The organism is Actinomycetospora sp. NBRC 106375, assembly GCF_030269665.1.
Taxonomy (GTDB): domain Bacteria; phylum Actinomycetota; class Actinomycetes; order Mycobacteriales; family Pseudonocardiaceae; genus Actinomycetospora.
Window position 1 is genome coordinate 378,466 of record NZ_BSTS01000001.1, and the last position, 14,333, is coordinate 392,798.

Below are 14,333 nucleotides of genomic sequence, written 5' to 3' on the forward strand. Positions count from 1 at the left end.
AGACCGGTCGGCGCGGTTCGGCACGATGTCGGCCGTGCCGACGAACGAGCAGCGCCGGAAAGCCGCCAAGCGCAAGCTGGAACGCCAGATCGAACGGCGGGCCGAGCGCGCCAAGCGCCGCCGGCAGCGGCTCACGGTGATCTCCGTGGTGGCCGTCGTCGCGGTCGTCGCGGTCGCCGCGGGGATCTACTTCCTCGTCTCCGACTCCGGCGAGCCCGCGCCCGAGGCGGCGCCGCCCTCGACGTGCCGGTACAACCCGTCCGAGCAGGCGGCGAAGCCCAACACCCCGCCCGAGCCGAACCCGCCGACGACCGGCACAGTCGGCGTCACCCTGCAGACCTCGCAGGGCGCGATCCCGATGACGCTCGACCGCGCGTCGGCACCCTGCGCGGTCAACGCGGTCGTCAGCCTCGCGCAGCAGGGCTTCTACGACGACACCCCGTGCCCGCGCCTGGTCACCAGCAAGGGCAGCCTCGAGGTCCTCCAGTGCGGCGACCCGACCGGCTCCGGTGCGGGCGGGCCGGGCTACCAGTACGCCGAGGAGCCCCCGCAGGGCCTCGCGCCCTTCCCGGGCGCGGGCGGCCAGGCCTCGACGTACTCCCGCGGGCTGATCGCGATGGCCAAGAGCTCCCAGCCGGGCTCCACGGGCAGCCAGTTCTTCCTCGTCTACGGCGACTCGGCCCTGCCGCCGGAGTACTCGGTGATCGGGCGGATCTCCACCGACGGGCTGGCCGTGCTCGACAAGGTCGGCGCGGGTGGCGACGACGGCTCCAACCAGGCCGGCGGCGGCGCCCCGCGCATCCCGGTGCAGATCCAGCGCGCCGTCGTGGCCCCGCCTGCGCCGTAGGGCGTCCCCCGCGACACCGTCGCGCCCGAGACGGTCGCCGCCGTCGCCCGGGCCTGCCGGGAGTCCGAGCCGATGCGCTTGCGTCCGCGACCTCGCGGCCCGCTACGCCGACGCCGTGACACCGGTCGACAGCGCTCCGGCAGCCGGCTGACAGCGCGGGTCCGCGACCGTCGGGCGACCGCGCCGGGCCTCGGCGCGGACCGACGAGAGGACCTCGCCATGCCCACGTTCCCCGGCGCCGCCGGTCGCGTCGTCCACGACAGCTGGCTGCCGCGCGGTGACGCCCGCGCCGTCGTCGTGCTCCTGCACGGCTACGGCGAGCACCTCGGTCTGTACGACGCGCTCGCCCGCCGGCTCACCGCGCACGGCATCGCCGTGCACGACCTCGACGCCGTCGGTCACGGCCGCAGCGACGGCGAGCGCGCCCTGATCCCGTCGTGGGACCTGTTGGTCGACGACGCCCGCACGCTCGCCGGCATCGCCCGCGCGCAGCACCCCGGTGTCCCGCTGACCGTCGTCGGGCACTCCGGCGGCGCGGTGGCCGCGACACTGCTCGCGCTGCGGTCGCCGGAGATCGTCGACGCCGTCGTCCTGTCCGGGGCGCCTGTGCGGGCCCAGGAGTGGATCCAGGAGTGGCTCGCGCTCGGGGAGCCGGAGCTCCCGATGGACGACCCGCGCGAGGGCCTGAGCACGCACCCGGAGTACGTGGACACCCTGCTTCACGACCCGCTGACCCACCACGGCGGCTTCCGTCGCGAGACGCTGGCCGCGGTGGCGGTGACCTGGCCGGAGATCGCCGACGGCCTCGCCGCGGGGCGCCCCGACGTGCCGGCGCTGCTCGTGCACGGCGAGGCCGACCCCCTCGTGCCGGTGGAGCACGCGCGGCTCACGGCGGCCCAGCTCCCGGACGCGTGCGTGGTCACCTTCCCGGGCGACCAGCACGACGTCCTCAACGAGCACGACCGCGACGCCGTGCACGACGTCGTCGTCGCGTTCGTCGCGTCGGTGGGGGCGGCAACGGTGCCGCGGACCTCCGATTCGTCCAAGTCACCGGCGCCAGTGGCGCCCTAGCGTCCCCGGCATGGGTCGGGGTACCGAGGACGAGATCGTCGCGCTGACCGACGCCTGGAGCGAGGCGATCGTCAGCGACGACGCCGACCGCATCGCCGAGTACATGGACGACGACTGGGTCATCGTCTCGTGGTCCGGGATCACGACCCGGGACGATTTCCTGTCCTTCGTCCGCTCGGGCGCGCTGGGGCACACGCGGATGGAGGGTGTGGGTGAGCGCCGGGTGCGGGTGCTCGGGGACACGGCGCTGCTCAGCGTCCGTGTCCTGAGCACCGCGCAGTACGGCGGCGCGGACATCGACGCCGACGAGTGGACCACGGACGTCTTCGTCCGCCGGGACGGGCGGGGGCGGTGCACGCTCACCCACATCACGCCGGTGTCGAGTGGTTGACGCCGCTGTGCACAGCGGGTGCGTCCCGTCGCGCCGGTGATCGAAGTACCGATACGGACGCTGAGCGTCCGCGACGGCACTTCGCTGACAACACCTCAGCCGGCGGGGCTCAGGGGCAGGGCGCCGGGGTGGAGGGGGGCGGGGAGGTCGGTGGTGCCGTCGGGGTCGAGGTAGCGGTCGACCGCGGCGGCGGCGGAGCGGCCCTCGGCGATCGCCCAGACGATCAGTGAGGCGCCGCGGTGGGCGTCGCCGCACACGAAGACACCGGGGGCGTCGGTCTGCCAGTCCGACCCGCACGGGACGGAGCCCTTCGGGGACCGCTCGATGCCCAGCGCGGGCAGCAGGGCCGTGTCGTCTGGGCCCGTGAAGCCGATGGAGAACAGCACGAGGTCGGCCGGCATCTCGTGCACCTGCTCGCTGGTCGGCACGACCTCCCGCGAGCCGTCCTCGCCGCGGCGCACCTCCACCGACGAGAGCTCGACCGCCCGGACGTGGCCGCGGTCGTCGCCGACGAAGCGGCGCACCGCGGTGGCGAACAGCCGCTCGCCGCCCTCCTCCAGGGCCGGGGGCGTCCGGAAGACGTAGGGCCAGGTCGGCCACGGCGACGAGGACTCCTCGCGGGTCTGCGGGGGTGGGGGGTACTGGTCGAGCTGGTGCACCCCGATCGCGCCCTGACGGGTGGCGGTGCCGTAGCAGTCGGCGCCGGTGTCGCCGCCGCCGATGATCACGACGTTGCCGCCGCGGGCGCTGATCGGCGACGGCCCGTCGCCCTCCTGCTCGCGGTTGGCGGGCACGAGGTACTCCATCGCGAGGTGGATGCCGTCGAGGTCGCGCCCCTCGACGGTCCGGTCGTCGCGGCCGGCGAGCGCGCCGACCGCGAGGACCACGGCGTCGTGCTCGGCGCGCAGGCGATCGACGGGCAGCGCGGTGCCGCCGACCTCGCAGTTCACGACGAACCGGGTGCCCTCGGCGCGCATCTGCTCGAGGCGCCGGTCGACCTCCCATTTCTCGAACTTGTACTCCGGGATGCCGTAGCGCATCAGCCCGCCGAGCCGGTCGTCGCGCTCGTAGACCGTGACGTCGTGACCGGCCCGCGTGAGCTGCTGGGCGGCGGCGAGCCCGGCGGGCCCGGAGCCCACCACGGCGACCCGCCGACCGGTGCGGATGGCCGGCGGCTGGGGCTCGATGTGGCCGTCCGCCCAGCCGTTCTCCGCGATCGACCACTCGACGCGCTTGATCGCCACCGGTCCGGGCTGGCTCGTGATCGACAGGACGCACGCGGCCTCGCACGGGGCGGGGCAGAGCGCGCCGGTGAACTCGGGGAAGTTGTTCGTCGCGTGCAGCCGGCCGGTCGCCCGGGCCCACTCGCCGCGCCGGACGTGGTCGTTCCACTCGGGGATGAGGTTGCCCAGCGGGCAGCCCGCGCCGCCGGAGTGGCAGAACGGGATGCCGCAGTCCATGCACCGGGAGGCCTGGACCTCCGTGCCTGCGCGGACCGCCGGGTCGGTCAGCGGCGCGTAGAGCTCGTGCCAGTCGGTGCGCCGCTCCTCGATCGGACGCTTCGGGTTGTCCTCGCGGGCGTGCTTGAGGAAACCGCGCGGGTCAGCCACCGGCCGCCACCTCCATGATCACCTCGTCGGGGTCCCGTCCCTCGGCCTGGGCGCGCTGCGTCGCGTCGAGCACGCGCCGGAAGTCGTCGGGCATGACCTTGGTGAACCGGCGGACGGCGTCGTCCCACCGGTCGAGCAGGGCCGCCGCGCGCGGCGAGCCGGTGAGCTCGCGGTGGCGCAGGACGGCCCCGTGCAGCCAGTCCGCGTCCTCGTCGTCGACCTCGAGCAGCGAGACCATCTCGGGGTTGACGCGGGTCTCGGGCAGGTCGAGCACGAACGCGATGCCCCCGGACATGCCCGCGCCGAGGTTGCGGCCGGTGGCGCCGAGCACCACGACGCGGCCGCCGGTCATGTACTCGCAGGCGTGGTCGCCGGTGCCCTCGACCACGGCGAGCGCCCCGGAGTTGCGCACGCAGAAGCGCTCGCCGACCTGCCCGCGCAGGAACACCTCGCCGGCGGTGGCGCCGTAGGCGATGACGTTGCCGGCGATGACGTGCTGCTCGTCCTGGCCACGGGACTCGACGCCGGCGGCGAAGGGCGCGTCCTCGGGCGGCCGCACGATCACCCGGCCCCCCGAGAGCCCCTTGGCCAGGTAGTCGTTGGCGTCGCCGACGAGGTCGAGCGTCATCCCGGGCGGCAGGAACGCGCCGAACGACTGGCCCGCCGAGCCGTGGAACTCGACGTGGATCGTGTCGTCGGGCAGCCCGTCCCGGCCGTGGCGGCGCGTGACCTCGGCGCCGGTCAGCGTGCCGACCGTGCGGTTGACGTTGCGGACCGGCATCTCCAGGCGCACCGGGCTCCCGTCGGCCAGCGCCCCCTCCGCGAGCTGCATCAGGGTGCGGTCCAGCGCCCGGTCGAGTCCGTGGTCCTGGGTCGTCGTCCGGATGCGGTCGGTGGACGCGCCGGTCGGGACGTCCGGGACGGTGAACAGCGGCGTCAGGTCGATGCCGCGGGCCTTCCAGTTCTCGACCGCCTCGCGGCCGTCGATCAGCTCGGCGTGCCCGATCGCCTCGTCGAGGGTGCGGAAGCCGAGCTCGGCGAGGTGCTCGCGGACCTCCTCGGCGATGAACCAGAAGAAGTTCTCGACGAACTCCGGGCGGCCCGTGTAGCGCTTGCGGAGCTCCGGGTTCTGCGTGGCGACCCCGACCGGACACGTGTCGAGGTGGCAGACGCGCATCATGACGCAGCCGTTGACGACCAGCGGTGCGGTGGAGAAGCCGTACTCCTCGGCGCCCAGCAGGGCCCCGACGATGACGTCCCGGCCGGTCTTCATCTGGCCGTCGACCTGCACCGTGATCCGGTCACGCAGCCCGTTGAGCATGAGGGTCTGCTGCGTGTCGGCCAGGCCGATCTCCCAGGGTGCCCCGGCGTGCTTGAGCGAGGTCAGCGGCGCGGCGCCGGTGCCGCCCTCGTAGCCGGAGATCAGCACGACGTCGGAGTGCGCCTTCGCCACGCCGGCCGCGACCGTGCCGACGCCCACCGAGGACACGAGCTTGACGTGGATGCGGGCGTGCTCGTTCGCGTTCTTCAGGTCGTGGATGAGCTGTTTGAGGTCCTCGATCGAGTAGATGTCGTGGTGCGGCGGCGGTGAGATCAGCCCGACGCCCGGCGTCGAGTACCGCACCTCGGCGATCCACGGGTAGACCTTCTGGCCGGCCAGCTGGCCGCCCTCCCCCGGCTTCGCGCCCTGCGCCATCTTGATCTGGATGTCGGTGGCGTTGACCAGGTACTCGCTGGTCACGCCGAAGCGCCCGGAGGCGACCTGCTTGATCGACGAGCGCTGGGACGGGTCGTAGAGCCGCACCGGGTCCTCGCCGCCCTCGCCGGTGTTCGACTTGCCGCCGATGTTGTTCATCGCGATCGCGAGGTCGGTGTGCGCCTCGGCGGAGATCGACCCGTAGGACATCGCCCCGGTGGCGAACCGCTGGACGATCTCGGTGGCGGGCTCGACCTCCTCGAGCGGGACGGGCGTGCGCTCCTCCGTCCGGAGCCGGAACATGCCCCGCAGGGCCCCGCCGGATTCGATCAGCCGGTTCGCCTCGGCCGTGTAGCGCTTGAACACGTCCCACTGCTTCGTCCGCGAGGAGTGCTGCAGCAGGAACACCGTCTCGGGGCTGAACAGGTGCAGCTCGCCCTCGCGGCGATAGGCGTACTCCCCGCCGACCTCGAGCTTGCGGTGGGTGCGCTCCCCCGGGTTGTCCGGGTAGGCGCGGCGGTGGCGCTCGGCGGTCTCCCGGGCCACGAGGTCCAGGCCGCCGCCGCCGAGCTTCGACGACGTCCCCCAGAAGAACTCGTCGATGAGCTCCTGGGACAGGCCGAGCGCCTCGAACGCCTGGGCCGCCGTGTAGCCGGAGATCGTCGAGATCCCCATCTTCGACATGACCTTGCGCACGCCCTTGACCAGGGCACCGATGTAGTTCCGGATCGCCCGGTCGCACTCGACGCCCTGCAGCCACCCGTTGTTGATCATGTCTTCGATCGACTCGAAGGCCAGGTACGGGTTGACCGCGGCGGCGCCGTATGCGAGCAGCAGGGCGACGTGGTGGACCTCGCGGGCGTCGCCGCACTCCGCGACGAGGGCGACCTGGGTGCGCTCGCGGGTGGCGACGAGGTGGTGGTGCACCGCCGAGACCAGCAGGAGCGCCGGGATCGGCGCCCACTGCGCGTCCGAGTCGCGGTCGGAGAGCACGAGGATGCGCTTGCCGGCCGCGATGGCCTCGGACGACTCCCGGCGCACCCGGTCGAGCGCAGCGCGCAGGGCCTCCTCGCCGCCGTCGACCTCGTAGAGCCCGCCGATGACCGTGGCGGCGAAGCCGGGCATGTCGCCGTCGTCGTCGATGTGGATGAGCTTGGCCAGCTCGTCGTTGTCGATCACCGGGTCCGGGAGCACGACCTGGCGGCAGGACGCCGGACCGGGGTGGAACAGGTTCTGCTCGGGCCCGATCGCCCGCGCCATGCAGGTGACGAGCTCCTCGCGGATCGCGTCCAGCGGCGGGTTGGTGACCTGCGCGAACAGCTGGACGAAGTAGTCGTAGAGCATGCGGGCCCGCGACGAGAGGGCCGCGGTGGGCGTGTCGGTGCCCATCGAGCCGAGCGGCTCGGCGCCCGTGCTCGCCATCGGCACGAGCAGGATCCGCTGCTCCTCCTCGGTGTAGCCGAACGTCTGCTGGCGGCGCATCACCGACTCGTGGGTGTGCACCACGTGCTCGCGGGCCGGCAGCTCGTCGAGCCGGATCAGTCCCGCGCGCAGCCAGTCGTCGTAGGGCTCCTCGGCGGCCAGCCCGCTCTTGTAGGCGTCGTCGTCGACGATCTCCCCGGCGCGGGTGTCGACCAGGAACATGCGGCCCGGGCGCAGCCGGCCCTTCGCCAGCACCCGGGCGGGCTCCACGTCGAGCACGCCGGACTCGCTGGCCAGCACCACGCGGTCGTCGTCGAGGTGCCACCAGCGCGAGGGCCGCAGGCCGTTGCGGTCGAGCGTCGCGCCCATGACCGTGCCGTCGGTGAAGGTGACGCACGCCGGCCCGTCCCAGGGCTCCATGAGGCTCGCGTGGAACTGGTAGAAGGCCCGCTGGTCGGCGGGCATCTCGTCGTGGTTCTCCCAGGCCTCGGGCATCATCATCATGACGGCGTGCGGGACCGGGCGGCCGCCGAGCGTGAGCAGCTCGAGGACCTCGTCGAAGCTCGCGGAGTCCGACACGTCCTCGGGGCACACCGGCATCGCGCGCTGCAGGTCGCCGGGGAACAGGTCGGTCGCGAGGAGCGCCTCGCGGGCCCGCATACGGTTGCGGTTGCCGCGGATGGTGTTGATCTCGCCGTTGTGCGCCATGACGCGGTAGGGGTGGGCCAGGGGCCAGCTCGGGAACGTGTTGGTCGAGAACCGGCTGTGGACCACGGCGATGGCGCTGACCAGGCGTTCGTCGCGCAGATCCGGGAAGAACAGCGGCAGCTGGTCGGTGGTCAGCATGCCCTTGTAGGTCATCGTCCGGCTGGAGAGCGACGCGATGTAGAGCCCGCAGCCCTCCTCCTGCGACTGGCGCTCCGCGCGCTTGCGCACGATCCAGGCGAGACGGTCGAGCGCGATCCCCGTCACCGACCTGTCGGGCGCGGCGACGACCACCTGGCCGAAGTGCGGCATCGCGCCGCGCGCCACGGAGCCGACGTCGGCGCCGTCGGGGTCGACGGGGACCTCCCGCCAGGCGAGGACGTCGAGGCCCTCCTCGGCGGCGATCCGTTCGAGCAGCGAGACCGCCTTGACTCGGTCGTCGGGGTCGGCCGGCAGGAACGCCAGGCCCGTCGCGTACGCCAGCACCGGCGCGCCGCCGTCCGGGGACGGCCGGGGCTCGGGGAGCTCGACGTCGACCGTGGCGCGCAGGAGCGCGTCGGGGACCTGCAGCATGATCCCGGCGCCGTCACCGCTGGTCGGCTCGCTGCCGGCCGCCCCGCGGTGGTCCAGGTTGTGCAGCACGACCAGCGCGTCCCGCACGATCGCGTGGCTGCGCTCGCCCCGGACGTGCGCGACCGCGCCGACGCCGCAGGCGTCGTGCTCGTAGGCGGGGTCGTAGAGCCCCTGGCGTGCGCTCGGTGCCGGCATCCGGCGCCTCCTCGTCGTCGCGCGGGCGGGTGGTGCGGAGGAACCCGGGGACGACGGTGGCCCTGGACGGTGGTGCGGCGATCGGCAGCCGGCAGCGCGGCCTCTCGGCCCTGATGACGGCGCGTGTTCGGTCCCGGACGACGGGGACGACACACCGACGGCGGCGCCGGACCCCGACGTCCCGCGCGGTGCGCACCCGATCCTAGACGGTCGCGCCGCCGCGGGCAGGCCCGTGCGCCCGGCGTCGTCCGTGCCCGGCCGACCCGCTCCGCCGGGTCGATCAGCTCGTGGTGCGCGACGGCGGCTCCGCCGTCACGTCCTCCTCGTTCTCCTGCGCCGGATCGGCGGGGGCGGCGTCGACACTGGTGGGGTTGGACGCCCCGCCCGTGCCGCCCGGCTCCGCCGCCGACGACTTCTCGACGCGGCGACCCTCGACCTCGTTGCGGGCGCGCTCGTCCTCCGTGCTGTCGTTCGTCGTCACAGGCGCGGGCGTACCCGACGCCCCGTCCGACGAACCGGCCGTGCCGCCGTCGGTGTCGGGGGTCTCGGCGTCGCGGCCGAACACCTCGCGCGGCCTGCCGCGGAACCAGATCATGTAGGCGACCGCGCCGACGAACACCACGGCCGCGACGACCACGTTGATGCGCACGTCGCCGAACACCCGCGTGGCCGGATCGGTGCGCATCAGCTCGATGACGAACCGCCCGGCGGTGTAGCCCGCGACGTAGAGGGCGAACGCGCGGCCGTGGGACAGGCGGAAGCGCCGGTCGGCCCACACCACGAGCGCCGCGACCAGGAGGTTCCACACCAGCTCGTAGAGGAAGGTGGGCTGGACGATCGCGACCGGTGTGCTGTCGACCGCGACGCCGGTGAGGTTGTCCGGGATACCGGTCGCGGGATCGACACGGCGGTAGATCTCCAGACCCCACGGCAGCGTCGTCGGGGCGCCGTAGAGCTCCTGGTTGAACCAGTTTCCCAACCGGCCGATCGCCTGCGCCGTGACGATGCCGGGCGCGGCGGCGTCGGCGAACGCCGTCAGCGGCACCCCGCGGCGCCGGCAGGCGATCCACGCCCCGACGCCGCCGAGCGCGATCGCGCCCCAGATCCCCAGCCCGCCCTGCCAGATGTAGAGCGCCGCGAGCGGGTTGCCGCCGGGCCCGAAGTACGTCCGCCAGTCGGTCGCCACGTGGTAGAGCCGCCCGCCGATGAGGCCGAACGGCACCGCGAACACCGCGACGTCGGTGACGGTGCCCGGCTCGCCGCCGCGCGCGACGAAGCGCCGCTCGGTCCACAGGATCGCCACGACGATCCCGGCGATGATGCACAGGGCGTACGCCCGCAGCGGGATCGGCCCGAGCTCCCAGACCCCTTGAGGCGGGCTGGGCAGGTAGGTGGGCAGGGCGAGCACGGCGGCCACGCTATCTCCCGCGCGTCGTGGCTCCGTGTGGCGGCCCGGGCACGCGGCGGGGTTCGCGCGAACGGCGCCTTGCCCGCGGGGAACGTGAGAGGGGCCAATGACCTCGGCCGGTTCCGGCGCCCGGGGGGAAGCGATGGCACGGGTACTCGCGGTGACGTGGGACGGCGGCGGCAACGTCCCGCCCCTGCTGGGTGTGGCGACGCAGCTGGTCCGGCGGGGCCACGAGGTGCGGGTGCTCGGGCACGCGGGGCAGCGCGACGACGTCGAGGCCGCCGGTCTGGCGTTCGTGGCCTATCGGCACGCCCGCCCCTGGGCGGCGACCGACCCGCTCTCGGGGCCGCGTCACGCGCTCGCCTACGTCGCCCTGTTCAGCGACCGCGGGCCGGGGCGCGACGTCGCCGCGGAGGTCGGTGACGTGGACCTGGTGCTGGCCGACGCCATGAGCCTCGCGGCCCTGCAGGCGGCGCAGCGGGCCGGCGTGCCGACCGTCGTGCTCGTCCACCTGTTCCGCCGGTACCTCACCGCGGTCTGGGCGCGCGGCCCGATGGGGCTCGCGGCGGCGGTGCGCGGCATGCGCCCGACCCGGCTGTGGGACGCGGCGCGGCGGGTGCTGGTGGCGAGCGACCCCGTGCTTGACCCGGGCGCTCCGGGCTCGCTGTCCGGCAACGTCCGCTACGTCGGCCCGGTCGGGCCACCGGTCCGGCCGGCCGCGGTGCGCTCCGAGCCCCTCGTGCTCGTCAGCCTCAGCACGATCTTCTACCCGGGCCAGGAGGACCTCCTCGCGCGCCTGCTCGAGGCGCTCGCGCCCCTGCCGCTGCGGGTGGTGGTGACCACCGGCCCGGCTGTCGACCCCGACGCCCTCGACGCCCCGTCGAACGCCGAGATCGTCCGCTACCGCCCGCACGGCGAGCTGATGCCGCAGGCGTCCCTCGTCGTCAGCCACGGCGGGCACTCGACGGCGATGCTCGCGCTCGCCCACGACCTGCCCGTGCTCGTGCTGCCCCTGCACCCCCAGCTCGACCACCCGCTGGTGGGCGCGGCGATCGCCGACGCCGGCGCAGGGCGGGTCCTGCCGGCCGCGAGCGACCCGCCGGCGATCCGCGACGCCGTGCGGGAGCTCGTCGCCGACGGTCCGCACCGGGGTGCCGCGGCCGCGATCGGGGCACGGCTGCGGGCGCGGGACGGGGCGGCGGTGGCGGCCGACGAGATCGAGATCGTGCTGCGGGGCCGGGAGCGGGCGTCGGCCCGGCGTCCGCTCTGAGCGAAGGGCACCTTCGCTCGACGAGACGGGCGAGGGGCGCCCTCCGCTGGAACGCGGGGTCAGCGCCCCGTGTGCTGGCCCCGGACGCCCGCCGCGAGCTCCGTGGTCAGGCGGGCGACGGTCGCGCGGCCGTGCTCGGCGGCGCTCACGAGCGCCGAGCCGACGATGACGCCGTCGGCGAAGCCCGCCACCTCGCCGGCCTGGGCGCCGTTGCGCACCCCGAGACCCACGCCGAGCGGCAGGTCGGTGTGGGTGCGCGTCCGGGACACGAGCCCGGCGGCGGCATCGGAGACGGCGTCGCGGGCGCCCGTGACGCCCATGGTCGAGGCCACGTAGAGGAACCCGCGGGTGGCGGCGGCGGTCGCGGCGATGCGCTCGTCGGTGGACGACGGCGCGACGAGGAAGATCGGCGCGAGGCCCTCGCGGTCGGCGGCGGCGAGCCAGCCCGCGGCCTCGTCGGGCACGAGGTCCGGGGTGATGACCCCCAGCCCGCCGGCGTTCGCCAGGTCGCGCGCGAACGCGTCGACGCCGTAGCGGAGCACCGGGTTCCAGTACGTCATGACGACCGCGCGGCCGCCGCGCGCCGAGAGCTGCTCGACGACCTCGAGGGTGTCGCGCACCCGGACGCCGGCCTTGAGCGCCGCGTCGACCGCGTGCTGGATGACCGGGCCGTCGAGCACGGGGTCGGAGTACGGCAGCCCGACCTCGACGAGGTCCGCGCCCGCGTCGAGGGTCTGGGTGAGCAGGCCCAGCGAGCCCTTCACCGTCGGGTAGCCCGCGGGCAGGTAGCCGATGAGCGCGGCGCGGCCCTCGGCCCGGGTCGTCCCGAACAGCTCGCCGAGGCGGTCCACGCCCGTCAGTGTCGATGCTCCGGCTCCGCTGCGCTCCGCGTCGGCAGAAGTGGTCACAGCTCCCGCTCCCCGCTCGCCGCGGCCCCGTCGGCGTCGGCCGCCGGCAGCGGTTCCTCGGTCGGCAGCGACTCCGGGTCGACGACCCCGAACCAGCGGGCGGCGGTGTCGACGTCCTTGTCGCCGCGCCCGGAGAGGTTGACCAGGATCGTGGCGTCGGGCCCGAGCTCGCGTCCCAGCCGCAGCGCGCCCGCGATCGCGTGGGCGGACTCGATCGCCGGGATGATCCCCTCGGTGCGGCAGAGCAGCCGGAACGCCTCCATCGCCTCGGCGTCGGTGACCGGCTCGTAGGTCGCGCGCCCGGTGTCGGCCAGGAAGGCGTGCTCCGGGCCGACGCCCGGGTAGTCGAGCCCGGCCGAGATCGAGTGCGTCTCCAGCGTCTGCCCGTCGGCGTCCTGCAGGAGGTAGGACATCGCCCCGTGCAGCGCCCCCGGGGACCCGCCCGTGATCGAGGCGGCGTGCCGGCCGGTGTCGACACCGTCGCCGGCGGCCTCGAAGCCGACGAGCCGCACCCCGGCGTCGTCGAGGAACGGGTGGAAGATGCCGATGGCGTTCGAGCCGCCGCCGACGCACGCGGTGACCACGTCGGGCAGGCGGCCGTAGGCCTCGAGCACCTGCTCGCGGGCCTCGAGCCCGATCACGCGGTGGAAGTCGCGGACCATCATCGGGAACGGGTGCGGGCCCGCCGCCGTCCCGAGGATGTAGTGGGTGTGGCCGACGGTGGAGACCCAGTCGCGGTAGGCCTCGTTGAGGGCGTCCTTGAGCGTGCGCGAGCCGGTGGTGACGGGCACGACCTCCGCGCCGAGCAACCGCATCCGCGCGACGTTGAGCGCCTGGCGCTCGGTGTCGACCTCGCCCATGTAGACCATGCACTCGAGGCCCATGAGCGCCGCGGCGGTGGCGGTCGCGACGCCGTGCTGGCCCGCCCCGGTCTCGGCGATCACCCGCTTCTTGCCCATGCGGCGGGTCAGCAGGGCCTGACCGAGCACATTGTTGATCTTGTGCGAGCCCGTGTGGTTGAGGTCCTCGCGCTTGAGCAGGATGCGGGCGCCGCCGGCGTGCTCGGACAGCCGCCGCGCGTCGGTGACGGGCGAGGGCCGCCCCGCGTAGTCGCGCTGGAGCCGGTCGAGCTCGGCGAGGAACGCCGGATCGTGGCGGGCCTTGTCGTACTCCGCCGCGACCTCGTCCACGGCGGCGATGAGGGCCTCGGGCATGAAGCGGCCGCCGTAGGGCCCGAAGTGGCCGGTGTCGTCCGGCTCGTGGGTGGTCCCGGCGAGGCCCTGGCTGGCCGTGCTGGCCGTGCTGGCCGTGCTGGCCGACGTCATCTCACGGACTTCTTCCTGCGCGGGGACGGGCGTACGCCGGAGATGCTACGAGGCGGAGCGAGGGGGAATCAGCGCGCGGGCTTGGGGCACGCCGGGTGCGACCCGGCCGTGACGAGCTGGCGCACCGCGGCCCGCGGGTCCTCCGCCGTCGCCATCGCCTCGCCGACCAGGACCGCGTCGGCGCCGTGGCCCGCGTAGGTCATGAGGTCGCCCGGACCACGCACTCCGGAGGCGGCCACGCGGATCACCTCGCCGGGCAGCCCGGCCGCGATCTGGCCGAAGACCCCGCGGTCGACGTCGAGGGTGTGGAGGTTGCGCGCGTTGACCCCGACGAGCTTGGCCCCGGCGCGCAGCGCCATGTCGGCCTCCTCCTCGTTGATCACCTCGACCAGCGCCGTCATGCCCAGCGACTCGACCCGGTCGACGAGCGCGTCGAGGGCGTTCTGCTCGAGCACCGAGCACATGAGCAGCACGAGGTCCGCGCCGTGGGCGCGCGCCTCGTGCACCTGGTAGGTGCCGACGACGAAGTCCTTGCGCAGCACCGGCACGTCGACCGCCGCGCGCACCGCGTCGAGGTCGTCGAGGGAGCCTTCGAAGTACCGCCCCTCGGTGAGCACGCTGATGATCCGCGCGCCGCCGTCGACGTAGCGGCCGGCGAGCCACGCGGGATCGGGGATGTCGACCATGTGGCCCCGGGAGGGGCTGGCGCGCTTGACCTCGGCGATGACACCGATGCCGGGACCCTGCAGGGCCGCCAGGGCGTCGCGTGCCGGCGGCGCGGCGGCCGCGCGGTCCTTGATGACGTCGAAGGGGACGGCGGCTTCCCGGGCGGCGAGGTCGGCCCGGACCCCTTCGAGGATCTGCTCCAGGACGCTCACGCCGGGTCTGCCCCTTTCCCCCGTCCGAGTTCGT

At 74.3% G+C, this 14,333-nt stretch carries 10 protein-coding genes; 4 read left to right on the plus strand and 6 right to left on the minus strand.

Translation table 11 applies throughout. The annotated features are described in order from the left end of the window. Positions 1–34: 34 nt before the first annotated feature. The 3 genes from QSK03_RS01855 to QSK03_RS01865 all read left to right on the plus strand — a co-directional run bounded on the left by QSK03_RS01855 (position 35) and on the right by QSK03_RS01865 (position 2,309). Positions 35–847 carry a peptidylprolyl isomerase gene (locus QSK03_RS01855; protein ID WP_285648249.1) on the plus strand — a complete coding sequence of 271 codons (813 nt, stop codon included), beginning with the start codon at positions 35–37 and terminating at the stop codon, positions 845–847. Positions 848–1,066: 219 nt separating this feature from the next. Then, the gene (locus QSK03_RS01860) at positions 1,067–1,918 is read left to right on the plus strand and encodes an alpha/beta fold hydrolase (RefSeq protein ID WP_285648250.1); all 852 of its coding nucleotides are present in this window, start codon (positions 1,067–1,069) and stop codon (positions 1,916–1,918) included. Positions 1,919–1,928: 10 nt separating this feature from the next. Further along, positions 1,929–2,309 carry a nuclear transport factor 2 family protein gene (locus QSK03_RS01865; protein WP_285648251.1) on the plus strand — a complete coding sequence of 127 codons (381 nt, stop codon included), beginning with the start codon at positions 1,929–1,931 and terminating at the stop codon, positions 2,307–2,309. Positions 2,310–2,404: 95 nt separating this feature from the next. Here the strand turns inward: QSK03_RS01865 and QSK03_RS01870 are convergent, their stop codons facing one another. The 3 genes from QSK03_RS01870 to lgt form a co-directional block, all read right to left on the minus strand. Next, positions 2,405–3,919 (minus strand): glutamate synthase subunit beta, encoded by a 1,515-nt coding sequence (locus QSK03_RS01870; protein WP_285648252.1) that lies wholly within the window; start codon positions 3,917–3,919, stop codon positions 2,405–2,407. Then, positions 3,912–8,510: a glutamate synthase large subunit gene (gene gltB / locus QSK03_RS01875; protein ID WP_285648253.1), complete on the minus strand. Its 4,599-nt coding sequence runs from the start codon at positions 8,508–8,510 to the stop codon at positions 3,912–3,914. The genes QSK03_RS01870 and gltB overlap by 8 nt, the downstream gene beginning before the upstream one ends. A 280-nt stretch (positions 8,511–8,790) precedes the next feature. Beyond that, on the minus strand, positions 8,791–9,927 hold the full coding sequence (gene lgt, locus QSK03_RS01880) for a prolipoprotein diacylglyceryl transferase (protein ID WP_285648254.1): 1,137 nt from the start codon (positions 9,925–9,927) through the stop codon (positions 8,791–8,793). 133 nt (positions 9,928–10,060) lie between these two features. On the opposite strand from lgt, the gene QSK03_RS01885 reads away from it, so the two are divergent. After that, positions 10,061–11,188 carry a glycosyltransferase gene (locus QSK03_RS01885; RefSeq protein WP_285648255.1) on the plus strand — a complete coding sequence of 376 codons (1,128 nt, stop codon included), beginning with the start codon at positions 10,061–10,063 and terminating at the stop codon, positions 11,186–11,188. A gap of 59 nt (positions 11,189–11,247) precedes the next feature. Here the strand turns inward: QSK03_RS01885 and trpA are convergent, their stop codons facing one another. From trpA to trpC, 3 genes are all read right to left on the minus strand, one after another. After that, the gene (trpA, locus tag QSK03_RS01890; RefSeq protein ID WP_285648256.1) at positions 11,248–12,039 is read right to left on the minus strand and encodes a tryptophan synthase subunit alpha; all 792 of its coding nucleotides are present in this window, start codon (positions 12,037–12,039) and stop codon (positions 11,248–11,250) included. A 53-nt stretch (positions 12,040–12,092) separates the two neighbouring features. Continuing rightward, positions 12,093–13,421: a tryptophan synthase subunit beta gene (gene trpB, locus QSK03_RS01895; protein WP_285648257.1), complete on the minus strand. Its 1,329-nt coding sequence runs from the start codon at positions 13,419–13,421 to the stop codon at positions 12,093–12,095. Between the two features lie 68 nt (positions 13,422–13,489). Beyond that, positions 13,490–14,299, minus strand: coding sequence for an indole-3-glycerol phosphate synthase TrpC (trpC, locus tag QSK03_RS01900; RefSeq protein ID WP_285648258.1), 810 nt, complete (start codon positions 14,297–14,299; stop codon positions 13,490–13,492). Positions 14,300–14,333: the final 34 nt, after the last annotated feature.